Source organism: Lacinutrix sp. Bg11-31 (assembly GCF_002831665.1).
In the GTDB taxonomy this organism is placed as follows: Bacteria; Bacteroidota; Bacteroidia; order Flavobacteriales; family Flavobacteriaceae; genus Lacinutrix.
Window position 1 is genome coordinate 987,986 of sequence record NZ_CP025118.1, and the last position, 24,612, is coordinate 1,012,597.

Annotated in this window: 25 protein-coding genes and 1 pseudogene; 7 read left to right on the forward strand and 19 right to left on the reverse strand. The window is 30.7% G+C overall.

What is annotated here, in order from left to right; all coding sequences use genetic code 11:
• Window positions 1-144: 144 nt before the first annotated feature.
• From CW733_RS04510 to CW733_RS04565, 12 genes are all read right to left on the reverse strand, one after another.
• Entirely contained in the window at window positions 145-999 is an 855-nt protein-coding gene (locus CW733_RS04510) for a restriction endonuclease (protein WP_100996063.1), read from the reverse strand.
• A 12-nt stretch (window positions 1,000-1,011) separates the two neighbouring features.
• A complete protein-coding gene (locus tag CW733_RS04515; protein WP_232730394.1) occupies window positions 1,012-1,875 on the reverse strand; it encodes a hypothetical protein in 864 nt (287 codons plus the stop codon).
• 56 nt (window positions 1,876-1,931) lie between these two features.
• Complete coding sequence (locus CW733_RS04520) at window positions 1,932-2,684, reverse strand: TIGR00730 family Rossman fold protein (RefSeq protein WP_100996065.1); 753 nt, start codon at window positions 2,682-2,684, stop codon at window positions 1,932-1,934.
• Between the two features lie 10 nt (window positions 2,685-2,694).
• Entirely contained in the window at window positions 2,695-3,816 is a 1,122-nt protein-coding gene (locus CW733_RS04525; protein ID WP_100996066.1) for an ABC transporter permease, read from the reverse strand.
• Window positions 3,816-4,922, reverse strand: coding sequence for an ABC transporter permease (locus CW733_RS04530; protein WP_100996067.1), 1,107 nt, complete (start codon window positions 4,920-4,922; stop codon window positions 3,816-3,818). The genes CW733_RS04525 and CW733_RS04530 overlap by 1 nt, the downstream gene beginning before the upstream one ends.
• Before the next feature lie 127 nt (window positions 4,923-5,049).
• The gene (locus CW733_RS04535) at window positions 5,050-5,778 is read right to left on the reverse strand and encodes an ABC transporter ATP-binding protein (protein WP_100996068.1); all 729 of its coding nucleotides are present in this window, start codon (window positions 5,776-5,778) and stop codon (window positions 5,050-5,052) included.
• Entirely contained in the window at window positions 5,778-6,680 is a 903-nt protein-coding gene (locus CW733_RS04540) for an ABC transporter ATP-binding protein (protein ID WP_100996069.1), read from the reverse strand. Before CW733_RS04540 ends, CW733_RS04535 begins: the two co-directional genes overlap by 1 nt.
• Window positions 6,680-7,063, reverse strand: coding sequence for a hypothetical protein (locus CW733_RS04545; RefSeq protein ID WP_232730395.1), 384 nt, complete (start codon window positions 7,061-7,063; stop codon window positions 6,680-6,682). Before CW733_RS04545 ends, CW733_RS04540 begins: the two co-directional genes overlap by 1 nt.
• 11 nt (window positions 7,064-7,074) lie before the next feature.
• Window positions 7,075-7,971 carry an HlyD family secretion protein gene (locus CW733_RS04550; RefSeq protein ID WP_100998677.1) on the reverse strand — a complete coding sequence of 299 codons (897 nt, stop codon included), beginning with the start codon at window positions 7,969-7,971 and terminating at the stop codon, window positions 7,075-7,077.
• A gap of 10 nt (window positions 7,972-7,981) precedes the next feature.
• Entirely contained in the window at window positions 7,982-9,232 is a 1,251-nt protein-coding gene (locus CW733_RS04555) for a TolC family protein (protein WP_100996070.1), read from the reverse strand.
• Window position 9,233: 1 nt separating this feature from the next.
• Window positions 9,234-9,845, reverse strand: coding sequence for a TetR/AcrR family transcriptional regulator (locus tag CW733_RS04560; RefSeq protein ID WP_100996071.1), 612 nt, complete (start codon window positions 9,843-9,845; stop codon window positions 9,234-9,236).
• 483 nt (window positions 9,846-10,328) lie between these two features.
• Window positions 10,329-11,066: a hypothetical protein gene (locus CW733_RS04565; RefSeq protein WP_100996072.1), complete on the reverse strand. Its 738-nt coding sequence runs from the start codon at window positions 11,064-11,066 to the stop codon at window positions 10,329-10,331.
• Between the two features lie 224 nt (window positions 11,067-11,290).
• Between CW733_RS04565 and CW733_RS04570 the strand changes: the two genes are divergently transcribed.
• From CW733_RS04570 to CW733_RS04605, 7 genes and pseudogenes are all read left to right on the forward strand, one after another.
• Window positions 11,291-11,596: a hypothetical protein gene (locus CW733_RS04570; protein ID WP_100996073.1), complete on the forward strand. Its 306-nt coding sequence runs from the start codon at window positions 11,291-11,293 to the stop codon at window positions 11,594-11,596.
• 508 nt (window positions 11,597-12,104) lie between these two features.
• A complete protein-coding gene (locus CW733_RS04575; protein ID WP_100996074.1) occupies window positions 12,105-13,799 on the forward strand; it encodes a tyrosinase family protein in 1,695 nt (564 codons plus the stop codon).
• A gap of 65 nt (window positions 13,800-13,864) precedes the next feature.
• A complete protein-coding gene (locus CW733_RS04580; RefSeq protein WP_157811536.1) occupies window positions 13,865-15,475 on the forward strand; it encodes a hypothetical protein in 1,611 nt (536 codons plus the stop codon).
• Window positions 15,476-15,982: 507 nt separating this feature from the next.
• The gene (locus CW733_RS04590; protein WP_100996077.1) at window positions 15,983-16,678 is read left to right on the forward strand and encodes a DJ-1/PfpI family protein; all 696 of its coding nucleotides are present in this window, start codon (window positions 15,983-15,985) and stop codon (window positions 16,676-16,678) included.
• A 441-nt stretch (window positions 16,679-17,119) separates the two neighbouring features.
• Complete coding sequence (locus tag CW733_RS04595) at window positions 17,120-17,347, forward strand: hypothetical protein (RefSeq protein WP_100996078.1); 228 nt, start codon at window positions 17,120-17,122, stop codon at window positions 17,345-17,347.
• Between the two features lie 115 nt (window positions 17,348-17,462).
• Window positions 17,463-17,711 (forward strand): annotated as a pseudogene (locus CW733_RS04600) (DUF2237 family protein).
• Window positions 17,712-17,878: 167 nt separating this feature from the next.
• Window positions 17,879-18,232: a DoxX family protein gene (locus CW733_RS04605; RefSeq protein ID WP_100996079.1), complete on the forward strand. Its 354-nt coding sequence runs from the start codon at window positions 17,879-17,881 to the stop codon at window positions 18,230-18,232.
• A 1-nt stretch (window position 18,233) separates the two neighbouring features.
• Here the strand turns inward: CW733_RS04605 and CW733_RS04610 are convergent, their stop codons facing one another.
• The 7 genes from CW733_RS04610 to CW733_RS04640 form a co-directional block, all read right to left on the reverse strand.
• Complete coding sequence (locus CW733_RS04610) at window positions 18,234-18,599, reverse strand: DoxX family protein (RefSeq protein WP_100996080.1); 366 nt, start codon at window positions 18,597-18,599, stop codon at window positions 18,234-18,236.
• A 63-nt stretch (window positions 18,600-18,662) separates the two neighbouring features.
• Window positions 18,663-19,922: an NAD(P)/FAD-dependent oxidoreductase gene (locus tag CW733_RS04615; protein ID WP_100996081.1), complete on the reverse strand. Its 1,260-nt coding sequence runs from the start codon at window positions 19,920-19,922 to the stop codon at window positions 18,663-18,665.
• A gap of 66 nt (window positions 19,923-19,988) precedes the next feature.
• A complete protein-coding gene (locus CW733_RS04620; RefSeq protein WP_100996082.1) occupies window positions 19,989-20,414 on the reverse strand; it encodes a hypothetical protein in 426 nt (141 codons plus the stop codon).
• A gap of 10 nt (window positions 20,415-20,424) precedes the next feature.
• Window positions 20,425-21,909 (reverse strand): cryptochrome/photolyase family protein, encoded by a 1,485-nt coding sequence (locus tag CW733_RS04625; RefSeq protein WP_100996083.1) that lies wholly within the window; start codon window positions 21,907-21,909, stop codon window positions 20,425-20,427.
• Window positions 21,910-22,041, reverse strand: coding sequence for a DUF2256 domain-containing protein (locus CW733_RS04630; protein ID WP_100996084.1), 132 nt, complete (start codon window positions 22,039-22,041; stop codon window positions 21,910-21,912).
• On the reverse strand, window positions 22,038-23,498 hold the full coding sequence (locus tag CW733_RS04635) for a cryptochrome/deoxyribodipyrimidine photo-lyase family protein (RefSeq protein WP_100996085.1): 1,461 nt from the start codon (window positions 23,496-23,498) through the stop codon (window positions 22,038-22,040). The genes CW733_RS04630 and CW733_RS04635 overlap by 4 nt, the downstream gene beginning before the upstream one ends.
• Complete coding sequence (locus CW733_RS04640; protein ID WP_232730396.1) at window positions 23,495-24,610, reverse strand: FAD-binding domain-containing protein; 1,116 nt, start codon at window positions 24,608-24,610, stop codon at window positions 23,495-23,497. The genes CW733_RS04635 and CW733_RS04640 overlap by 4 nt, the downstream gene beginning before the upstream one ends.
• Window positions 24,611-24,612 lie beyond the last annotated feature (2 nt).

Here is a 24,612-nt window from a genome sequence, read left to right on the forward strand (position 1 = left end):
TAGTGTATCAAAAGTTACACTACGCTAATTTGTCTTCTTATAAATCCAAACAGCTAAACCATTCATTATTAAAGTATAAAGTGATGTTTTTAATACGTGTGGAAGAATATCCATAAAACTAGAGTTTTTTTTAGTCGATTTCTGTTAAGTATTTTGTTGTGTTAAATAGCACAATTTTTTAACTTCCTCTAAAACACGATGAATTCTTTTTTCTGAAATTCCAATATTTTTCATTTTATTGGAAGCATTAAGTAGCTCTTTAACCAAAACAACATCTTTTTCTATAAGTTGGTGTTTTTCTCTTTTAGTTAATGTTGTTAAAGTAGTAACTGGATATAAAGCCATAGAATCAATATTTGCTTTTAATCCGTGATTTTTGGGGTAATCCCAACTTAATAAAGTTAATCCAACACATTTTGCATAGTTTATAGCATCTTCACTAAACCTAGTATTGGTAACCAACCAACCTTGTTTTAAATGTGTTTCATTTTTTGAATTGTTATTCCATTGTTCTTGAATATCTAAAAATCTAGAATTAATATATAATGGCACTCGCACATTGCTAGATCCTTTAGCATCCGAATGAAACTTACATTCAATAGCATATACGTTACCATTTTTTTCTGCTAGTACATCTATTTCGTGGGTTACACAGGCACCATCTAATATAATACTTACTTTGGTTTTGTATCCTTTTTCTTTTAATAATGCTCCAACCAATCGTTCAAATGGAAATCCAGTAGGTCCTAAATCGAAAAGAGCACGTTTTAAACTATAGCGAGAAGCACAAACCTTATTATAATTTTTTAATAAGGCAAATGCTTTTTTATATATTTTGTTTGATGACATACCATCATAAATAACGGGTTGAATGTCATCTATTATTGTTTCTACAACATCTTTGGAGGCTCCTGTAAACTGAAGAGAATTTTTTAATTTTTCGAAAGAAAAAAGTTCCATTTCATCATTACCTTTTTTAATATAAATTTGCTTTTCCATACTCTTTTATTGTTAAAATCTTAATACCTCTGTCATTATTCCAAATCGAATAATAGATAATTGATGATTAAAATAAACATTATAATAGTCCATTCCATGGTATAATTGAATGAACAACCCTATATCTTCCAAAAATTTTGGATGATAATAAACAATTAAACTAGCATTCAGTCTGTTTATATTAAAGGCATTATTGTTATTAAAATTGTCCAGCATCCAAGTGGTTTCAGCTTTTAGAGAGAAGTTTGCTCTTTGCTCTTTACTTTTAATAATACTACCTTTTATGGGGAATTTATATGCTAAAAAAGTATTATGCCATCGAAGTCCGCTATATTGACCTTGAAGTTCTTCTAGCATCCAAGGTTTTGGGTGAACTTCAATAGCGCTCTTAATAAATTTGAAGGCATTAAGTTTGTTACTATAGGATGACTTTAAAAAACCTAATTCAACATAATTTGTTGCAAAATTTCCTGATTGTAAGTTAATATCTCCATTTTCGTCATAAAAATTACCGTCTTGACCATTAGAATGATGGGCAATTTTACCAAATAAAGTTAGCTTATTAACAGACTCTTTATGTCCAGTTAAAAAATAAAAGGCTATTTGAGGAATATAACTTGGCGTTTTTACAGGAAAAGAATACTCATCGTACATTCTAATAACAATTTGACCAGTAAGTACTGCCATTAATCTTGAATCTTTACGTTCTCGAATTATAAAGTTAGGACTTACATTTGCTTCAAATATTAATGGCTCTAAATTTCCAATATCAAAAGGAAAAGTAATATAACTTTCTCCTTGATTTACTTGAGCAATTTTTTCTAAATTGATTTGAGGCAACAACAAATCTCTTACCTGCGAATAAGAAAAAATCAAATTGCTAGTTAAAAAGAAAAGAGTTATAATTTTTTTAATTTTCAAATCACTTCTATTTATTGTTTATTATCAATACGTTCTCCTAACCACCATTTTGGTTTGTCTTGTTTTGTAACTAAACCGAATTTTTTAATGGAATATGTTTCTATATGCGTCATTAAATCTTCTACAGAATCGGTTACAAATAGTAGTTTCATGTCTTTTGCACTGATGCTTTCGTTTTCAGCCATTAAATGAATATGTTCACATAATTCTTTATGATATTCAGAATCAAAAATCACAACTGGAAAATCTTGGATTACTTTGGTTTGAATTAAAGTTAATGCTTCAAACAGCTCATCTAAAGTCCCAATACCACCAGGCATGACCACAAAAGCATATGAGTATTTTACAAGAATTACTTTTCTTAAAAAGAAGTATGGAATATCAATCCATTTATGTAGATACGGATTTGGCTTTTGTTCAAAAGGTAAAATAATATTGCATCCAACCGAGTTTCCACCAGCTTCAAAAGCGCCTTTATTGGCGGCTTCCATAATTCCTGGACCACCACCTGTCATTACTGTAAAACCTTTTTTTGCTAAAGCAGCACCAATTTTTTCAGCATTTTTATAATGCTCGGAATCTTTTATAAAACGTGCAGAACCAAATACTGTAACACAAGGTCCAATAAAATGCATTTTTCTGAAGGCTTTAATGAAATTAAAAAACACTTTAAATGCAAAGGATAATTCTTTAAATCGAGATAAAGGGCCTCTTACAAATAAAGATTCGTCTTTAGATAATTTGATGTTTTCCTCTGTTTTCATACCTCATATTTTAAGTCGTTTTCTTGTAACTCCAAACTGCCAATCCATTCATAATAATGGCATAAAGAAGTGTTTTTAATAGCTGTGGAAGAATATCCATGAATCCTGAGCCTTTAAGCATGACCATACGCATTACTTCTACGAAATATCTTATTGGGTTAAATTCTGTTAGCGTTTGAGCCCATTTTGGCATACTCTCTATTGGTGTAAATAAACCACTCATTAAAATAAAAATAACAGTAAAAAACCAAGCAATAAACATAGCTTGTTGTTGTGTATCTGTAAAATTTGAGATGAATAAACCGATGCCTAAAATAACTAGAATGTAAATAGACGTATAGAAGTAGAGTAGTGGTAAGCTACCAATCATTGGAACATTAAAGATGACTTTAGCTAAAATTAAGCCTACAGTTAATAAACCCATTCCTATAACCCAAAACGGAAAAAGTTTCCCAATAATAAACTGGCTTTTTTTAATTGGTGTCACATTTATTTGCTCTAGCGTACCAATCTCTTTTTCGCGAACAATATTCATTCCTGAAAGGAAAAGCGTTATCATTGTTACTAATAAAACCAATATTCCAGGAACCATAAAGGTTTTATAATTTAAAGTTTTATTATACCAAAATAATGGAATAGTTTCAATAGCAATAGGTTGTATCTGCTTGTCTGAAACTTGTAATAAAGAGGCTTTTATGTTTTGATTAAAGCTTTGTAGAATTTGTGTGACATATACATTCTCAACACCTGCAGCTGCACCATCAATTGCATTTATAGTTACACCTAAGCTGTTCTGCTTTTCTTTTTGTAAATCGCGTTCAAAATAGTGTGGAATTTGTAAAAGCACATCCACTTCACCTTTTAGCATTGAAGAACTTGCTAATGCTTCCGAAGGAAAATCTGTTAAAACATTAAAGTAAGTAGATGCATTAAATTTTTCAACTAACGCCCTAGATGTTGATGTGTGATCATTATCAATATAACCAAATTTTATGTTCTTTACTTCAAAAGTAGCTGCATTAGATAATATAACGAGCTGCAATAATGGCAAAACAAAAATGATAGGAAGCATGCCTTTATTTCTAAAGATTTGCTTAAACTCCTTTTGTATGATGTATAAAATTGTTTTCATTATTCTAATCTAATTTTATATTTCTTCACACTTAATCCAATAAAAAAGATGGTCATTCCTATTAAAATCAAGGTTTCTTTCCATAGATATTGCAATCCTACTCCTTTTAGCATAATCCCTTTTAATATGATAATAAACCATTTTGCAGGAATGATATTACTTATAAGTTGTAGAGGTAAAGGCATGCTTGAGATTGGAAAAATAAAACCAGATAATAGAATTACAGGTAGCATTAATCCCATTAAAGAAATCATCATTGCTGTTTGCTGTGTTGCAGAAATTGTTGAAATTAAAATACCTAAAGCTAATGCTGAAATAATAAATAGAATGCTCTCCATTGCTAATAAAAACAAGCTTCCTTGCACTGGCATTTTAAATATAAAGATGCTTAAAACCACAATGACGATAGCGTTTATAATAGATAGAAAAATATATGGAAACACTTTACCTACAATAACCTGAATTGGTTTTATTGGCGATACCAAAAGTATTTCCATGGTTCCTAATTCCTTTTCTCTTGTAATAGAAATGGATGTCATCATTGCAGAAACTAACATTAAAATAATAGTCATAACGCCAGGAACAAACATGTACACACTTTTTAATTCTGGATTATAAACCATTCTTGTTTGTGGTACAATTTGATAAGTAATTGTAATGTCTTTATTCAATCCTTTTTGATATTGCTGAAGAATGGCGTTTACATAATTACTTACTGTATTTGCAGTATTAGGATCTGTAGCATCTGTAATAATCTGTATAGTTGCTTTGTGATCTTTGATTAGCTTTTTACTGAAATCCTTTTGGAAATTTAAAACTGCTTTTACTTTTCCTTTTTTAAAAATAGTTTCAATATCTGCTTCTCTGTCAATAAATTGATTGATACTAAAGTATTTTGAAGCTGAAATTTTATTAATAATTTCTTTTGTTGTTGCATCTTTAGAATGATCTAAAACTGCAATATCTACATTGTTTATTTCATTAGTAATTGCGAAACCAAATAGCATAATCTGGGCAATTGGCATTCCGAAAAGAATAAACAACGAGCGTCTATCTCTAAAAATATGGTAGAATTCTTTTTTTATGAAACCTATGAATCTTTTCACACGATTAAATTTTTAAAATTCGTTTTTATAAAAATTAATTCAAAAATTGAAAGCGTGTGTAACCACTTCGTTCTCGCATTAAAAATTTTAAAATTGAATTTGATTTTAAATTTTGTTAATTCTCGTTTCATCCTCTAGCTAGTTTTAAAAATACATCGTTCATATTTGCAACGTTAAATTGCTGCTTAAGCTTTTTTGGTGTGTCTAAAGCTTCTATTTTTCCGTTTACCATTATGGAAACTCTATCGCAATATTCAGCTTCATCCATATAATGCGTGGTTACAAAAACGGTTGTTCCTTTATTGGCTGCTTTGTAAATCATTTCCCAAAATTGGCGCCTCGTTATTGGGTCAACTCCTCCTGTTGGCTCATCTAAAAATACAATTTTAGGATCGTGAAGCAGAGACACCGAAAAAGATAATTTTTGTTTCCATCCTAATGGTAAGGAGCCTACTAATTTATTTGCGACTTCTTCTAAACCTAACTCTTTAATTAAAACAGTCGATTTTTCTTTGATATTTTTTCTTGACAAACCATAAATTCCACCAAAGAATGTGATGTTTTCTTTAACCGTTAAATCGTCATACAAAGCAAATTTCTGACTCATATAGCCAATGTTTTTCTTTATATCTTCAGCTTGTTTATATACATCAAAACCTGCGACTTTTGCAGCTCCAGAAGTTGGTTTAGAAATTCCAATCAGCATTTTCATAGCTGTTGTTTTTCCTGCTCCATTTGCTCCTAGAAAACCAAATATTTCTCCTTTTTTGACTTCGAAAGAAATGGCATTTACTGCTGTAAAATCACCAAACATTTTAGTTAGGTTTTGAGCTTCTATGACGTTTTCGTTTTTCATTATTTAGCTAATTCCATAAAGGTATCTTCTATGGTTGGTTCTGTTTTTTCTATATCTATATTCGATAAGTTTTTAGATTCTAAATAGACTTTTAAATCTTCCGGATTAAAATCTGATCTACTATCTGTATAATGCACAAACTCACCAAAAGGATACACACTATGGTTGTGTTTATAGGCGTTTAAGCTATTAAGTAATTGATACGTATCATTTGCACTTACGTTATAAATTTGCTTTGGATAATGCTTCACAATAGCCTGAGGAGCATCAATTTGTAAAATTTTCCCATCTTGAATTAATGCAATTCTATCACACAATGCAGCTTCGTCCATATAAGGTGTGGATACTAAAATTGTAATTCCTTTTTGCTGTAAACGTTTTAGCATCTCCCAAAACTCTTTTCTAGACACTGGATCTACTCCTGTTGTTGGTTCATCTAAAAACAACACTTTTGGTTTATGAATTAAAGCGCAACATAAAGCCAACTTTTGTTTCATTCCTCCAGATAACTTTCCTGCACGACGGTTTTTAAAAGGTTCTATTTGTACATAAATTTCTTTTATTAAATCGTAATTTTCTTCAATGGTTGTTCCGAAAATGGTTGCGAAGAAATTTAAATTTTCTTCAATAGTTAAATCTTGATAGAGTGAGAATTTTCCAGGCATATAGCCAACACTATTTCTAATTTTTTTATAATCTTTAACTACATCAAATCCTGCAACCGTTGCTGTGCCTTCATTGGCAATTAAGAGCGTAGTTAAAATTCTAAATAACGTTGTTTTACCTGCTCCATCAGGACCAATTAACCCAAAGAGTTCGCCTTCTTTCACATTAAAAGTAATGCTCTCTAAAGCTTTTACACTTTTATAGGATTTTGATATGTTTACAATGCTGATGCTCATTACTTCACTAAAATGAAGTTGCTATCTGTTATAGCATCCACTTCGTGTTTAACGTCTTTATTGATCATTACAAAATCACCTGTGACTAAAGTGGTTTCTCCAGATGATTCCTTATAAACAGACTTTCCTGAAACACATATTAAAATTGCAGGCACATTACTTACATGCTCTTTTAGTTGTTTTCCAGCTGCTATTTGTAATGATACAACTTTGCCTTCTTCGACTTTTAGAAGCAGTTTAGTTTGTACAGCTTTGTCTTCTGAATGTATATTTTTTAAATTCATTTTGGGATATGTATTTTTAAATTGTTGTGCTGTTGTATTTTCGTTGTTTTTACATCCTATAAAAAGGAGTATTACTATTAGTAAGATTGCTTTTTTCATATGTGTTTATATTAATTGTTAGATGATAGCCACATTTCTGCTGGCATACCAATTTTTAAACTGCCATCATTTTTAACGTCAACTTTTACAGCATAAACTAAAGCTACACGCTCTTCTTTTGTTTGAATTATTTTAGGTGTGAATTCTGCTTCTGAGGCTATCCAACTAATCGTTCCTTTATACGATTCCATAGCATCTGAATCATCAATTTTCACAGTTACTTTTTGTCCTATTTTAATATTAACCAATTGCGTTTCGCTGATGTAAACACGTAATTGCATGGTGTTTAAATCTGCAATTTTGTACAATGGTTTTCCAAAAGCAGTAATTTCATTTGGTTCTGCATATTTTGTTAAAACGGTTCCGTTTAAGGGATTTATGATTTTACTTTTCTGGATTTGGTCGTCAATTTGTTTTAACTGTACATCGATAGATTTAAGCTCATTTACAACAGGAGCATTTTGAATTTCGACACTTCTTATTTGGCTTTTTATAACACCTATTTCACCCAAAACATCATCTAATTGTTTTTGTGTTCCTGCATTATCTCTTATAAGATTTTGAGCGCGATTTTTATTTGTATTTACAGTTTTTAGCTTTGCATTTAACACATTAATTTGTGACAAAACACCTCTTGATTTTGAACTAATCACAGCTTTAGATACTTCTAACTGCTCACGTTTTAATGTTAACGGAATAGTATCTATATAACCAATAAATTGTTCTTTTTGAAGTATATCGCCTTCATCAAGATTAAACTGTATTAATTTTCCGTTATTTTCTGCAGAAACAGTTATTTCTGTCGCTTCAAAATTTCCGTAACCATCAGCTTTTTCGTTATCGTTTCCGCAAGAAAACAGCGTAAAAATCATGATGCTTAATCCTAAAATATATGTGTAATTTTTCATGGGTATATATTTATTGTCCTTTAATAACATTGTAATTTGCTTTTGCTAGTTGTAATTGAGTTTTATGCTTTACCATTGTGTTTTCATCTTCGAATAAATTGGTAAGTTCTGTAATGTATGCAGAAGAGGTTATCACGCCGTTTTTAAGTTGCGAATCTGCAGATTTTAGCACTTCTTTTCTAAGGTTTATTATTTCTAAATCCGAAATAATAAAAGTTTCAAATTTTTCTATTTCTTTTTGTTGTTGATTTAGGGCAATGTTAGTATTTAGTTTAAAAATTTCAGTTTCATTCTCTATAAAATCTTTATTTATAGCTAAAGATTCTCTTTGCTTTTTGTTAGTATTCCAATCGAAAATATTCCAATTCACTTTAACACCAAGTGTATAAAATGTTTGAAATGAATTATCAAGCATATTTAATCCTGGATTACCATATCCACCTGTTGCAAAACCTAGTAATTTAGGCGAATTTTGTTTTGACAAGAGGCTTTCTGAATTTTCAATTTCTTCTTTTTTTAATTGAAATAATTCCAACTCAGGTCTGTTTAATTTTTCTTGCAACTTTGTTTCTAACTCTGGGTTTTGAAATAGGGTAGAAGCACTTAATGGCTTACTAATTAAACTAGAAAGTGTTTCTATAAGTGCGCTTTTGTTACTTTCTATTTCTTGACATTGTTGATCTACTTTTAATAATTCGGATTGTAATATTTTATCTGAAGCAGGTAAAATAACACCGTATTTTATACCAGATTGCACTTCTTTAATTTTGGCTTGTAATTGCGTCTGCTTAGCCTTTAATAACAACTGAGATTCTTGTGCTAATAAAACAGAAAAATAGAGTTGATTAATTTGCTGTTTTAGCTGGTATAAAATAACTTCAACTTGTTTTTGTTTCGTTTTTAGTTGAGCCGTTTTAACCTTTAAAGATGCATCTGTTAATCCTCCATTATAAATTATTTGATTAACAGAAACCGTTGCACGATATTGATCTTTGTTTAATCCTTCAATCTCTGCATTTGGTATAGGGATTTCTATTACATCAGATTGGTAGGTTGCTTGCACATCTAAACTAATTTGTGGCAATTTAGAATTTGAAATAACATCTAAATCTATTTTATTTTGATTTGCTAATAAATCATTTTGTTTAGCCAAAGGATAATAGGTTTCCACTAAACTGTAACATTCGTTTAACGTTATGCTTTGCTGAGAAAAAACAGAGATGCTAAACGTTAACGTTAAAATGAATAAAATCTTTTTCATCTTATTTTTTTATTGAATTAATTATAAAGTCGGCAACTTCAATTTTACGGTCTTCCATAAGTTGCTCATAGGTTTTGTTTTCTGTATTTGTAAATGCCATTATTAATGGTTTTGCTACAAAAGGAAAAATATTTAGTGCTAGAATATTTATGAATAACTGTTCTGCACTAATTGGTTTTATTAGCCCGTTTTTAACATCGTTTTCAACCTGTGCTTTAAATTTTTTAATGTTTGGAAATCCTTTATTTTCTTTTAATTTTAATATAAATTCCGGGTTTCTATTTAGTTCTTGAATAATAAAATTTGGTAAATAAGGGTGTTTAATAATAAACGTGATATAGTTTAACGTAAAGCTTTTTATCTTCTCTTCAATAGAAGAATCATCATTTAAAATTGCATTTAATTGTGGTGCTAAAAGTGAAAAAGCATTTTTAAAAATTGCTTCAAAAAGCAATTGTTTACTTCTATAATAGTAATGAAGCATGGCTTTATTAATTCCTGCTTTATCTGCTATTTCTTGCATACGAGCACCATCCATTCCTTTAGATTGAAAAATGTTTTTTGCTGCTTTTAAAATTTGTTCTTCTGTATTTTCGTTTTTCGTTTTCTTCATTTAACTAAACAGTTTAACCATGTGGTTAACAAATGTACATTTAAATACGATACAACCAAATATTTAAACTCATAAAATTTTGCTAAAACATTTTTATAAATAAACCAAAAGCCAGGCAGATACAATAATTACATAATAAAAGAGGTTAGCAAAACAATTTTATATAATGTATAATTATAACTACAAATGTGTTTTTAATGAAACTAAGCAAACCATTTTCAAGTTCTGCATAGTTTTTTAGTAGACGAATTTTTATAGGGTATTATACATGGTATTGAATTATAGTTATCAAACGAAGTTATATACCCAAAATTTGGATCTATAGTATATGAGAAGGATTACGAAAAGAAGTAATAAACGATGAAACGTTTTTTTAATATGCTATTATTCTATACGAAAAGTACAAATTAATGGAACGAGAGCTTACAAAATAGTTTGTATTAAAGAAATGAGGATGGTTGGTTTTTGGCAGATTTTTTAAATCTAAAAAAACTTGTTTTTTATATCCTCGGGTTTTATAACTTCAGTTTTTGCTATAAAATTCATGAGAAGATAAATGGCCATTATATGACAAATACTAATAAGTACAGTAAAAGTTTTATTAAAATGTAAAAACTCATTAATTGAAACTAGTGCAATTTGAAAAAAAGTAAAAATACCAGACGCTAATAAAACGGTGCCATTATTGTAATTATCATTTATATAAATAATTGCAAATGTAATGGTGTAAACTATTAAACTTAACGTGGCTAAAAAGATAAAAAACATCTGATTATCAGAAATAGAGTATATAAGTAATTCAAGAATTGTATATAAAACATAGATAATTAGTATAACACTAACTATAACAGAGAAAGATAGTAAAGATCTAACTTTTCCTCTATATAAGTATTTTTTGAGAACAAACGAACAAGATATTAAATACAGAGAAGTGAATGTCGCAACCCATCCAAAACAGCTTTCAAAACAATAAAGCGATAGTACATTAGAAACTAATGTAGCTAATAAAGCAAAAATAAAAAATGGATTAGCTTTTTTTTTGGTAAGGCTTATGTATTTAATAATAATTGAAATAATTACAATTGGTGTTGTATATAACAATTGAGCTTTGTCAAAAAGAATACTCACAACAATAGATGCTAAAAAGAAAAGGTAAAATATAATATCGATAGCATTTGTGTTTTTTAAAAAACGAGTACTAACAGATTCTCTTTTTGTCATTTAATGAAGGTTTTGCTGTATTTGCATCATTTCAAAGATATTAATTAGTTTCTAAAAAACGGAATAGTATACAGCCATTATAATAATAACTTAAAAGAAATTGAATACTATTTGCAATGTGTTTTGTAAATTAAGCTATCGATGAAATTATCTTATTGGTAGATTAAATACCAGTATTCGTCTATATACTAAAAATTATTTTCGGGATTGTGTTATTAGTATTAATGCTATTTTGTAATATCTATATATTTCATTGGCCAAGAGGATGGAAATCTAATATTTATTACAAGAAAGATTTTTCTAATGAAATGTGTTCCATCGTTGGTGAAAAAAATAGAGGCGAAATAACGAAAGAAGAAGAATTCAAGGCCCTTGAAAAAGAATATTTAGCCAATAAAGCTGAAATAGATTTAAACGAATTAATACACAATAATGGTTTACTGTATGGAACAAAATGGAGTATAGGTTATTCTGCCATGTTTAGTTTAGACCAAAATCAAACACCAATTCCTATCATGGTATACTTGTAAGAAGAGTTTATTCAATTCAGTTTAATAAAATTAAAGAAGGCGCAAAACCAGAATTTATTACTGTTTTTTATGATAAAAATATTCGCAAATACTTTCGATAAATTAGAAATAAAGGTTTTATTTAATACTATTAATACTTGAGCTTTAGTTTAAAGTAGGCCTGAGCGTTTAGATTGGGCTTATCTTAAGAGTTTCAATTATACATACTCCTAAAAGCGATTTTTTTTCTTTTTTTTATTCATTTTTAATCTAAGCAGATTAAGCTATCTTCTTTATAAGAACATCAAAATAATTAATCCTACTATAGATATTTCGTCGTAAAACGGGTATTTATACTCTATCCTATTTTTTTTTATTAATATAAATTTGACTTATCTTAAATAATCGCTTTCTATTTTATAGAGTAATAGCTATATGTTTAAGAGTTTTTTTACAAACTAAAAACATATATAAAAAGTTAAAATTTATAAACTTAAGACATAATTCATACTAAAAAAAAGAAAATATTATGACCAAAGCAGAACTAAACAACCCTGATTTTTCATCTATTATAGCCGAACCCGTTTGGGAAAAAGAAGTCCAGTACTTTTTTGATGATCAAGATTATAACTGCATGATGCATGCTAATAATGACGCTAAAAATGAGAATGCTAGAACTATTGACCTCAAAAGCTATTCTGAGGTGAGTGGCTTGAGCGCTAAAATCTATTATTATGTCTATTACCAATTTATGCCAATGGGTAAAACCAAATGGAACCAAAACAAATTGTTTTCTTTTCGTAATTGGCTTACGCATGGTTGTCCAAAAGACACTGCTGCTTTAGAGGTTTTTAAAAATAAACAAGTTGCTATTTCAAAAGACACTAACCTACGTCATAGGAAAAACATAAATGATATTAAAGGAGTTGAAAAGGAAAACCTTCTCAAAGCATTTCAAGGTATTATGGATCTACCTAACAATCATCCTAATAGTTTTTACACATTAGGAGGCATACACTGGTACCCTGGAAACACCTATTGTGAACATCATATTCATCCATTTTTAGCATGGCACAGGGCATATATTCTTCAATTTGAAAACGCATTACGCTCTATTAATGGCTGTGAAGACGTGACACTTCCTTATTGGGATATTTCGGATGATACATATCCAGAGATATTTTCAGAAGGCCCATTCATTGCTTCTCATCCTCAAGACAAGAAGCCAACACCTTCTACTTACAAACTTCCACCAAAGTTTATGACGGATTACCCTAATGAGGTAAAATATGGATCACTAAAAGCAGATGGAAGTATTATTCGTAATAATGCTACAGTCTATAATGAGAATAAATGGAAATATATTAGAGACGCTACTCATGATTCAACAAATATAAACAAAGTGTATCTTGATAAAATCATTCAATCACCATTATGGAATGCATTTAATGGATTGGATAAAAGTGGAAGTTATGTTGCTTCAGAGTCATTAATGCATGCGCATGATATGATCCATAATAGCAACGGAGCTACTACTGCAAATCAGGATGTCACCGGTTTTGAACCTGTTTTTTGGTTATTCCATGCAAATTGGGATCGCTTAATGTGGCAATGGCAAAAATTGCATCACACAACAAATGTGTCTGATTTCAAGAAAAATGTTAAAGCCTGTGGCGATAATACAGATTGGATAGATGGCGTTGGATTAAATAATTTGGATCCTTTTACTGAATCTTTAGGACTTACCGTAGATAAGACCATCAACCTAAATGACATGGGAATTAACTATGTGGAGCCAGCGCTTCCATTAACTAAACCCGAAATTTTTTCTACCAAAGAAATGGCTTTAAGTCGCAGTGTTAATAAAGGGCAATCCAACAAGAGTGCATTTACTGTAAGCAATATGTCTTATGTATCTCTTAGAGTTAAAGATGTAGATCGTTTAAAAATACCTGGTTCTTTTACAGTGTCCTTGTATTTAGGAGGAGAATTACTACAAACAAGATTCTTTTTACAAGCTACAAACCCAGGAAATTGTGCAAACTGCGTAAAACAAGCACTTGTAAGCTTTGATTTTGAAATTGAAAATGAAAAACTGCAAAAAGCAGATGGAAAAGTGAAGGTTGAAATACAACTTTCAAGTGAGAACAGCGATGGGAAACGTCCTGTAATTCCTTTTAATAAAATAGGTGGTCCAACTATCAATATTCGTCTTATTCACTAAGTATTTGATGATGTTGTAGCCTTAAAAAAACAGATGAACAAATCACACAGTTAATACTATTCGCCATGAAACTTACCAATTATTTTAAACTAATAGTCTCTCTATTCATATCAAAACTAAGCCTCATTTGCTTTGCTTCTATTGGATTGCTCATATTATCTTGTAATCAAACAAGCACAGGTGACTATGTAGCTCTTGAAGCTCCAGCAGAGTTTACGCCAAACATTCCAGTAGATGTAGATCCTGCATTACAAAAAATATTAAAAGAAGCAAATGATATATACCAACTTAATGAAATTTATAACATCTATAGTTGGCAAGCACTTATTGCAATAAACTGGCCTTTAGACCTTAAAGGAGAAGCACTTAAGAATTTTACAGATGATGGCTCACCTGCTTGGTTACAATGGAAAGAAGCTTTTCAAGTATATCGTGCAGATGGTAAAAAACCAGCAGCTTGGGATAGCCCTAGAACAGATAGTGGTTTAGGACTTAAAACAAGTTTGCTAGATGATAGTGGTTCTAGAGTTATTTTAAGTAGCAATACACCAACACATAAAGGTCATAATAATACTGCAGATGAAATCGATCAGGCTTTTGCAGGCAAATTATTTGATCAAAACGGTGAAGTTGTCGTTTATGAAGTATTAATGAACAAGGAAGAGTTTGATTACGTTGTAGAAAACAAACTTTATAATATTAACGGCCAATTAGAATTTTCTAAGACAAATACCGAAGCCAATTTCCCTAAAGGAAACTATGAAAATGGGCAACTTGGAGCGACAGAGATTAAACTAGCTTGGCGCATCTTAAAAGTTACAGATCCACATAAAGAGCGTTATTTTAGAGATGAAGGCTATATTATTAATGCAACCACAGGAGAACCCGAAAAAGCACTTCTTGGATTAATTGGTTTTCATATCAGCCAGAAAACACCAACAGGCAAGCAATGGGTGTGGTCAACATTTGAACATATAGACAATTTAGATCAAAATACTGTTGAAGTAGGAGGTAAGACAACTGTTATACATCCAACACTTACAGATCCTGATTGTGAAACATGTCCAGTAAATGTTGATGCTACTAATGGAGGAAATACCTATGAGCAGCATAATACAGAGCATGGTAATTACTGGAAAATCACTAAAGATCCTAAAAAATATTATGCAGATGCAACTATAATGAAAACGCAATCTAAGCGTATGATCGATATCCCTGTACGTGTCAAACAAATTAATAATATGATGCAAGAGTATTTTAAACAACAAGGTAGTATATGGCAATATTATCAATTAATTGACACTCAATATCCTGTATATCAGGATGCAAAACCAGCTGTTAGTACAGCTACAGAATACCATTTACCAGAAAGTGTGGTCAATAAATCAGGAGGAAAGCCAAATTTGACATTTCTTACTAATATCTCTATGGAAACTTTTTTTCAAGGAGGAAACCAAGTTGCAGGCCTTATGGAGAACTCGCAATCTGATATGACCATTTTTGGAACAGAAAGTTGTATTGGTTGTCATTCTAGTGCTTACCTCTTTGATTCATATACACTTCAAAACGGTGAAATGACCTTAGGGCAAGGATCTCAATTATCTGGTGACTTTAGCTGGTTGCTTAAAAAAGCAGTTTGGGAAAAAGATGTACCAAAGCCAACCTCTAAAAACTAATATGTATAACACCTAAAATTCACTTCAGATGGAAAATTTAAAAAAAGCGTCGTGCGCATGTAGTAACCGCAATTCATTAAAAAAAACACCTACAAAAGGTGATAAAAAAATGAGTGTGTTAAATAGTCTATCTGTAGTGTTACTTTTTCTCTTTCCAAAATGCCCACTCTGTTGGGCAGCCTATGCGTCTCTGTTTAGTTTTATAGGCTTAGAGTCTATTAGCTATAATTCTAATTGGAGTTATGTTATTCTTGGTCTATTATTAATTGGGAGCTTTTTATTACTGCGAAAACACTATTTAAATAAAGCATGGTTAAGCATTATTTTTTATGGTTTAGGAATTTCTATTTTACTTCTAACGTATTATGTAAAACTTAGCGAAACCTATTGGTTGTATATCATTCTATTTTTAATTGTGCTCAGTAATTTTTCTAAACAGACTAGCCATAAGATCATAAAATTATTTAAGCATTCTTTTTTTTTAATAAGATAAACTATATATAGAATATGCTACCTAAAAAATCTAAACAAAAACAATTGCTTCCCCATTTTCTTATTGTTATCCCCATTTTTGATGGTGTTGATTTAATTGATATTGCAGCACCTCGTGAAATATTTGGCTGGCTAGCAACAGACGACTCATTTCAAAGAGATGTTATTATAAAATATGTTGGCAGAAAAGAAGGGACTTTTACAACTAATAATGGTGTTACAATTACCGTTGAAGCTACATTTAGTGATGCAGATGTACAGCAGCCCAACTTAATTTGGGTTCCAGGAGGATGTCCAAAAGCATTAAATACTATAATTAAAGATCCAAAATCGCCTTATACTGCATATGTAAAAAGTGCAGGATTAAAAGCTGATTGGGTATGTTCTGTTTGTGAAGGAGCAATACTACTAGCTAATACTGGTTTATTGAATGGACATACAATCACAACTCATTGGGCATTTGTTAATTGCTTTGGTAACTATCCAGAAGTTACTGTTATAAATGGGCATCCTCGTTATGTTAAAAGCGGAAATAGAGTTACAGGAGGCGGAATTTCTTCTGGGCTAGATGAAGCATTCTATTTAATCGAATTAATTGCAGGAACAGCTAGCGCTATCAACGTTCAGCGTACTATGCAATACTATCCAAACCCTCCTGTTAAAAGTGTAATTCCTGATGCAGGAACCTGTCCATTAAATAAGCAACAGTAATTCTTAGACCTGATGCATTAAATTTGGATTTTGTACTAAAGTGGTTTTCTAATAAATTACACATTAATTTATTATATAAATATAAGTGTACTATAATGTACCGCGTTATGTAACCTGAGCTTTGGTTAAAAGCGAAAGGTTCTTCTTAAGTTTCTTAAAAAAAATTATTCTAAAAGTTTCTTCTACAATGTTAATGGAATACTCTTTTTACGAAGCAACGATAGGAGTTTAGTGGAATGTGTGTGGAATGACAAATTAATGTTTGAATTCTTAATTAATCAAATACTTTTTTTCAGTAATGGTATATACGGAAGGAAATCATTTTTTTTGTTTTTTTACATAACTCAAATCAATCCTAAAATAATCATAATCAATTGTATATTCTTTGAATATGTATTTTGTTTAATTAAATTTGTGAAACAATAAACAAAAAATAAAACTATGGAATTAATAAGCGAAGCACTAGAGTTTGAAAATGCAAAAATGAGCAATATGTCTACAAGTGATAGAGTAGTTGCATCTAGAGAAGCAAAGCGCCTAATACTAGCCTTGAACGAGATTTATAAAAAATCTAAGGACACTAGTTTAATGGATATAATGAAGCGTTTAACTGCAAAGAAGAAAAAAATTGAAAAGCGTTTAAAAGGAAGACCTGAACCAGCTTTTTAGATTATGGAATTAAATGTATTAGGAACAGAGTTAAAGCCCTGTTTTACAGATCCTGCAACTGGGTATTGGTAGAGATGGGTATTGCAGAACAATATCTCAAGATACAGGTAATAACATTGTTTATGCAATTATGACTACTAAGTTTTTAGATTATACTAAATTAAAAGGAAACAATTTAAGTATGCAAATACCACAATGGCAATTTCCAGGACTTGTAGCAGGTTCTAAATGGTGTTAGTGCATATCTTGATGGTTACAAGCAGAAAAAGAAGGTGTTGTGCCTTCAGTTGTTCTTGAAAGCACACTTAAAAAAGCATTAGAGTTTACATCTCTTGAGCTTTTAAAACGATATGAAGCTATTTAATAATACCACCCAATTAAAATATTTGTTTGTAAATATTTTATTTTTATAAAGTTGATAATAGTACTAATAATCACTTTAAAACGATGTAATTTGGGTTTTAAGAATAGTTTTACTTAAAGCTTATAAAATAGCTGAGCTATTCGAAACTGATATCAATTAACCGTAATTTGAAAACTCTACACACTATTTTAATTATTTTCTCAGCAATCTCATTTTTATTTTATGGATACGGTTGTTTGTTTTCTAATAAAATGAAGCAAGAGTTTCTGCGTTTTAAATTGAGTGAAACACAACGAAAAATAACAGGAGTTTTACAAATAATCGCTGGTTTAGCTCTTCTTTTTAGCTTCATAAGTCCATTAATAGGAGTTATAGCCACTGCAGGACTAACCATTCAAATGCTATTAGGTTTTATGGTAAGACTGAGAATTAAAGATTCAATTATACTATCCTTACCATCATTTGTCTTTATAATTTTTAATGGGTATCTGTTTGTGTATTTTCTAAATATTTACCTTTAATTTATTGAACTAGAGCAACTATTAAGGATAATGATAAAAATATAAAAGCAGGCAAAGATTTTTTAATTGGATCACCTATTTTTACATGCATTATTATTGCTCCAAGCATTAAAAATGCGATACCAAATGCCGATGGAATTTCTAATTGGTTATAATATATCGAAATCAAAAGACCTAATGAGAACAGTACCTTTAAGGTGCCAATAATATACATTGACCACTCAGGCAAACCATAAGCTTTAAATTCTTCTTTCATATTATTTGCATTATTAGCTCTCCACGCTGTAGATTTTTTTATACGAAATAGCCACACATTTATAATACTTATGGCAATTACAATTTTGATCGTATTAATTAAATATTCCATTAAATTATTTTTTAAAAGTTAGATATTTTAGCAATTAGATTATTCTTTTAAGATTCAAGTAAGTTAATCAATTTTTAAACTAGATTTTAAAGTTTGTACTACATTTAAAGCAGCTTTCTCTCCAGAAATCATAGCGGCATTCAACGAACCGTTTAGTTCTGTGTCTCCCGCAAGAAAGATACGATTAGTTATTTTAGTTTCAGATGGAAGCATTTCATATTTTAATCCATTTAATTTGGGCAATGCTTTTGGTATTGCGTAATGCTTTATAAAGCTACACGAATCTATTCCACAATAGTGTTGTAGTTCTTTTTGAACATGTTTTTTTAATGCTTCCTGAGATAAACCATGTTCCTTTACAACGGTAACAGATAATAATTCCTTTTTTCCTACTGAATTTGATAAAACACTAGTGTGGTAGAATATGTTATTTATAAGCGCATCACTGTCTGCTATCAATCCAATAAGCGGTTTGGTAATCGTTCTGGTATTGGTTTCATAATAGAGCGTATCACAAGATTTCCATTCCGTCTTTTGGATTTTTAGATTTGTTATAAGTTGGCTAGCTTCTGTTGCAATAATTGTAAAATGACTTTTTAGTTCAGTGCCATCTTCAAGTATTATTTTATCCTCTTCTACAGACTTTACTTTTGTGTTAAACTGAAATGTAGTTTGTTTTAAATTCGCTTTTAATTGCTTCGGAATGGCTTCAATACCATCTTTAGGTACTGTCGCAAATCCTTCTCCAAACATTTTATAGACAAATTCAAACATCCTACTTGATGTTTCTAATTCAGGTTCTAAAAAGATACCACTAAAGAAAGGGTTAAAGAATTGAGAAATCATTTCTTCAGAAAAACCAAAATCTAATAAATATTGAAGTGTCGTTTTTTCAGTTTTATCAAAAATTTCAGCAAGTGTTGTTTTCTTTAAAAGCCTATTTAGCTTCAATATTTTTAATTTATCTGAAAAATTTCCTATCCCAGATAATAAGGTTGGAAAAAGTAACGCTATATTTCGTAAAGGATCTCCAATAGTTTTTTGGTTACCATTACTAAAAATAGTAGCGCCAGGAATAAAATGTTGTAATTCTAAAGCTTCAAAATTTAAATATTTTTGAGCACTTGGGTAGGCGGTAAGCAATACTTGAAATCCGTGATCTAATTGATAGCCTTTAATAACATCTGTTTTAACTCTTCCACCAACACGATCTGTTGCTTCAATTATAGTGGGTTTGTACCCATTATCTTCTAAAACTTTTGAAGCTATTAATCCGCTTACTCCAGCACCTATAATATATATATTATACTCTTCTTTGGTCATACGTAATTGATTAATAATAAATAAAAATGCTTTAGCTAATTTAAGTTTTTTCTATTGGTTTTTATGCTATGAATCATAATAAGAAAGATTTAAATACTCATTTTTTATAGCAATCATTTTATTAATAAATTTTTTGTTAGTACTGTAATTCTTGTTTTTCAAAAATTGGATACAATTTCCATTGGCATGAATACTAAAAAATTGTGAGTTGTAAATAACCAATCGGTAGTATGGAATAATCCAAGAGAAACGCTCTAGTTTTGTTGTATAATGTACAATAATACCTTTTGGACGAAGCTCTATATTGCCGTAATCTATTTCTCCAAATTTTAATTTTCCAAGATCTAATTTTGGGCTTTTTGATTTAATAATTAATCTACTTGAGCCAATCCCTCCTTGTTTTATTCGTTCTATAAAGCGAAACGATTTTCCTACAAGCAATAGACTTTGTTGGTTATAATCTTCATTTTTATAGGTTGTATCAAATACCATTGTTTTTTATTTAGAGGGTTAAACTTTGTAAATATTTTTCACCATTTTCAATATGCTGTTGTCTTTTTTCTTGTGGCATTTTATCAAACATAGCAACCAACATTCCTAATCTTGGATTTTTCTTAAAGAAACCGCGATGTGTATCCATAAATCGCCAAAATAATCCATCCCAAACGGCTTGCCATTCGCCTTTCTTATAATTGCTCATTTTCATTAAGTAGTTACTACCACTTATATAGGGTTTTGAAGCCATTAATCCGCCATCTGCAAACTGACTCATTCCATACACATTTGGCACCATTACCCAATCATAGCTATCTATAAAGAGTTCCATAAACCAACGGTATACTTCGTCTGGATCAAATTCGCAAAGCATCATAAAATTGCCCAACACCATTAAGCGTTCTATATGATGGCAATAACCTGTTTCTAGTGTTTTTTTAATGGTTTGATCTATTGGGTAAATACCTGTTGTTCCATCATAAAATGACTTCGGAATTTTTTTAGTGAATCCCCAAAAATTACGTGTTCGTTCATCACTTCCTCTGCTTTCATACATGCCACGTATAAACTCGCGCCAACCTATTATTTGACGCACAAAACCTTCTAATGAATTAATAGGGATATTATTTGCTTTCGCGAAAGTGATACTTTGTTCAATGATATTTTTAGGTGTAATCAAACCCACATTTAGCATTGGTGTTAATACACTATGATTTAATATAGAATTCTCTGCTACAATAGCATCTTCATAGGTCCCAAATTCTAAGAAACGTTGTTCTAAAAACTGCTGAAACCATTGTTTAGAGGTCTTAAAATTTGTTGGATATAAAGAGTTCTCACTGAGTTGGCCAATATTTTTTGAGAAGTTTTTATTTACATAATCAAGCGCTTCTTTGTAAAAGGAATCAACGTCTGGAAATTGAATTGCTGGTGGTATTTTTTTTGCAGGATATTTTTTTCTGTTTTCAGTATCAAAAGTCCATTTTCCGCCAGTTGGCTTTCCGTCTGAATCAATAAGAATATGCCTTTTAGTTCTTTGGTCTGTATAGAAAGACGTTTGGTGGTATTTCTTTTTATCACTTCGGAAAAAAGGCTGTAAATCTTCTTTAGTATTTAAGAATAATGGCGAATCAAAGACGGTTCTTTCAATAGTATTAGCAGTACAGCCTTTCTCAATTCTTTTCTGAAGCCAATTATCTACAGGATCTATATAGTTAATATTGGTAATACCTTTCGATTTTAAAAACGGAATTAATTCTCGAACATCTGAAATAGTATCTATTGATTCTACATAAACAACTTCACTATTTTTAGAAGCTAAAAAAGCTTCGTAATGTTTCATTGTTGCTCTATGATAAGCTATTTTCTGTTTGTGAAAGTTAAATTGCCTAAAGAATAAAAATTCTTCAATAATATATACAGGAAAACCATTCTCTAAAAGTGGAGACGATTCAAAAAGTTGATGCGGAAAAATTAGATTTACTTTTTTCATTTATGTTTTATTTCTTCTACAACGTTCGCTACAATATTTTACTTCCTCCCAATTCTTTTCCCATTTTTTACGCCATGTAAAAGGTCTGTCGCAGACCACACATATCTTTTGTGGTAAATTGGTTTTTTTCATCGTCTTTTATTTACGTGTGTTGCTAAAATGCTGTTTTTTTCAGCGTTAACTGCTGGATGCTTTTTATGGCCCCAAATTTTATCTCTTGCCATTTTAGCACTTGCTTTAAGATCAACTATTGGCAATGGGTAATCTACACCAATGGTTACACCACAAAAGGTTTGCTCCATAGCGCTCATTGTCCAAGGTTCATGAATGTACCTTTCTGGAACATTCTCTAATTCAGGAATCCATTTTTTAATGAATATCCCTTTAGCATCGTGCTCTTCTGAATTTTTTACAGGATTATAAAGTCGTACGGTGTTAATGCCTGTGGTTCCTGCTTGCATTTGAAATTGCGGATAGTGAATACCAGGTTCATAATCTAAAAACTGACGTGCTAAATGATACACACCATCTCGCCAATCTTGATCTAAATTTAAGGTTAAAAAGGAAACAACCATGGCACGCATTCTAAAATTAATCCATCCTGTTTGTTCAACAGCACGCATACAGGCATCTATTAAGGGATAGCCAGTTTGTCCTGTTCTCCAAGCTTTAATATATGTTTCGTTCTTTTTGTGCGCTAACAGTTCGTACCCTTTATTAATACATAACGTTTCATAGATACATGCTACTTCAAATTTTTGGATGAAATGACAATGCCAATGTAAACGTGTTAGCATTCCAGAAAAGGCGCGATTGTTTGCTGTTCCGTTTGGATGTGTGCCTACAAACTGAAACACTTGCTTGATACTTATATTTCCCCAAGCAAAATAGGGAGACAATCTACTACACCCAATTCTACTTTCTGTAGGTTTAGAAATATGCCTATGATAATTAAAGCCTCTTTTTTGAGTGAAAGACTTCAGATAACGCCACGCATTTTCTTCTCCTGCAGGTTGATAGTGTTTGGGATAGTTTTCTAATTTAGAAACTAATTCTGAAGGTACTACATAAGAATGTTCTAGTGTATTTAGTTCTGAAACTGAATAGCTGTTTTTTATAACAGGCGCGTGCATTGTAGCGTGCCATCGCTTATTCCAAGTATCTCTATTTTTAAGCCCTCTTATAATACCATCTCGCTGACTTTCTTTCCAAACAATGTTACTATTATCACAAAATTGTTTGATTTGTTTATCACGTTTCCAAGTGGTTTTTGTACCACTTTCTTGATAACTAAAAAGTTGTTGAATAGAATAGTTTTTACTAAGAAAAGTAAAGATCTCTGTGGCTTCTCCATAAAAAACATCAACACAACGATTGTAGTTTTTTAAGCGGTTATTAAGTGATTTTATAGAATGATACACAAACTGTAAATGTCTTAAATTCGTATCTGGATACTCAATAATATTGGGTTCAAAAAGGTAGATAATAAGATACGGAATGCCTGCTTGCGCTGCGCTATGCAAAGGTTCGTGATCTTGCAATCGCAAGTCTCGTTTTAACCAAACTATATTTATGGGTTTTGTATTCAAAATATAATTTCCTTTTTACACTTTTTCCAAAAAGAAAAGAAAGAAGGGGAGTAGCCTTTTACAGAAAATAGCCAATCTCTTTGCGTTTCAATACCTTGGTAATGTTTGTTTAAAGGGTGTTCTTTGTAATAGATACTTTCTAAATTATATGTGGTTTTAAGGGCATTAAATTCTCCCACAAATAGTTGAATATTTTCTATGTTTTTTGAAAGACCAATTATAAAATTAATCGTGTTTTGAGATACTGGATAGTCTTCAAAATGCGAAGGCTCTAATAAAAAAACGCGATTTGCTGGTTGTTCCTTTTTCCAAATTGGGTCTAAGTTGTAGAAATTATAAATAAGCGTAGGTAGCTCTTTATTTATACGTATCGATTTTGGTTCTGGAAGCGGCGTTTTTAATTCTAATTTTTCTGAAGGTAACAATACAGTAGGTATTGCTAAGTTTTTAAAATCATCATAAGATACATCTAAAAAAGTGCCCGTTTGGTCACTATAACAAAAGGTATTAATGTTTTCTTGATTTGCATAATACTTTTTATTGCTATTTGCTCCTGCAACCCATTGCCAGCTTAATGCATTGCTAGCCCAATCTGCATCTAATAAATGATAGTACATCCATTTAGCAGGATGTTTCCAATGATTTTGACCAATGTTACAAGCAATTGAAGCCATGTACATTCTTAAATGATTATGAAGGTAGCCTGTTTTGTAAAATTGTTCAATGCTATTGTCTATCGCTATAATACCCGTATTCGCATTCGCTAAATTTTTGGAAATTCCGTTTGTTACAACTGGAGTTTGAGTATGCTTTATATCTTGATTTATAGCATCTCCTTTGGCAATCCAAACCTGTTGCCAATAATCTCGCCACGCGAGCTCTTGAATAAATTTTAATATAGTATTTGGTTGAAAACCAAGTTTTAATAATTCTTGATAAACAAATTTTGTAGAAATAACACCACGAGAAATATAAGGCGATAAATAACTTACTGCACCATCTATATAATCTCTAGATTTACCATAACCAACAGGATCTATGGTTGCTATTCTATTTAGTATAGCATTATATTCTGCTGGAAAATGCATTTTTATATTTGTATCGTTTTGCATTA

Excerpts from the sequence above, each read along its gene's own strand:
- CW733_RS04510 (WP_100996063.1), bottom strand. The coding sequence starts at position 999 with ATGGAAAAGCAAATTTATATTAAAAAAGGTAATGATGAAATGGAACTT.
- CW733_RS04520 (WP_100996065.1), bottom strand. The coding sequence starts at position 2,684 with ATGAAAACAGAGGAAAACATCAAATTATCTAAAGACGAATCTTTATTT.
- CW733_RS04525 (WP_100996066.1), bottom strand. The coding sequence starts at position 3,816 with ATGAAAACAATTTTATACATCATACAAAAGGAGTTTAAGCAAATCTTT.
- CW733_RS04535 (WP_100996068.1), bottom strand. The coding sequence starts at position 5,778 with ATGAAAAACGAAAACGTCATAGAAGCTCAAAACCTAACTAAAATGTTT.
- CW733_RS04540 (WP_100996069.1), bottom strand. The coding sequence starts at position 6,680 with ATGAGCATCAGCATTGTAAACATATCAAAATCCTATAAAAGTGTAAAA.
- CW733_RS04545 (WP_232730395.1), bottom strand. The coding sequence starts at position 7,063 with ATGAAAAAAGCAATCTTACTAATAGTAATACTCCTTTTTATAGGATGT.
- CW733_RS04550 (WP_100998677.1), bottom strand. The coding sequence starts at position 7,971 with ATGAAAAATTACACATATATTTTAGGATTAAGCATCATGATTTTTACG.
- CW733_RS04555 (WP_100996070.1), bottom strand. The coding sequence starts at position 9,232 with ATGAAAAAGATTTTATTCATTTTAACGTTAACGTTTAGCATCTCTGTT.
- CW733_RS04560 (WP_100996071.1), bottom strand. The coding sequence starts at position 9,845 with ATGAAGAAAACGAAAAACGAAAATACAGAAGAACAAATTTTAAAAGCA.
- CW733_RS04565 (WP_100996072.1), bottom strand. The coding sequence starts at position 11,066 with ATGACAAAAAGAGAATCTGTTAGTACTCGTTTTTTAAAAAACACAAAT.
- CW733_RS04570 (WP_100996073.1), top strand. The coding sequence starts at position 11,291 with ATGCTATTTTGTAATATCTATATATTTCATTGGCCAAGAGGATGGAAA.
- CW733_RS04575 (WP_100996074.1), top strand. The coding sequence starts at position 12,105 with ATGACCAAAGCAGAACTAAACAACCCTGATTTTTCATCTATTATAGCC.
- CW733_RS04580 (WP_157811536.1), top strand. The coding sequence starts at position 13,865 with ATGAAACTTACCAATTATTTTAAACTAATAGTCTCTCTATTCATATCA.
- CW733_RS04590 (WP_100996077.1), top strand. The coding sequence starts at position 15,983 with ATGCTACCTAAAAAATCTAAACAAAAACAATTGCTTCCCCATTTTCTT.
- CW733_RS04595 (WP_100996078.1), top strand. The coding sequence starts at position 17,120 with ATGGAATTAATAAGCGAAGCACTAGAGTTTGAAAATGCAAAAATGAGC.
- CW733_RS04610 (WP_100996080.1), bottom strand. The coding sequence starts at position 18,599 with ATGGAATATTTAATTAATACGATCAAAATTGTAATTGCCATAAGTATT.
- CW733_RS04615 (WP_100996081.1), bottom strand. The coding sequence starts at position 19,922 with ATGACCAAAGAAGAGTATAATATATATATTATAGGTGCTGGAGTAAGC.
- CW733_RS04620 (WP_100996082.1), bottom strand. The coding sequence starts at position 20,414 with ATGGTATTTGATACAACCTATAAAAATGAAGATTATAACCAACAAAGT.
- CW733_RS04625 (WP_100996083.1), bottom strand. The coding sequence starts at position 21,909 with ATGAAAAAAGTAAATCTAATTTTTCCGCATCAACTTTTTGAATCGTCT.
- CW733_RS04630 (WP_100996084.1), bottom strand. The coding sequence starts at position 22,041 with ATGAAAAAAACCAATTTACCACAAAAGATATGTGTGGTCTGCGACAGA.
- CW733_RS04640 (WP_232730396.1), bottom strand. The coding sequence starts at position 24,610 with ATGCAAAACGATACAAATATAAAAATGCATTTTCCAGCAGAATATAAT.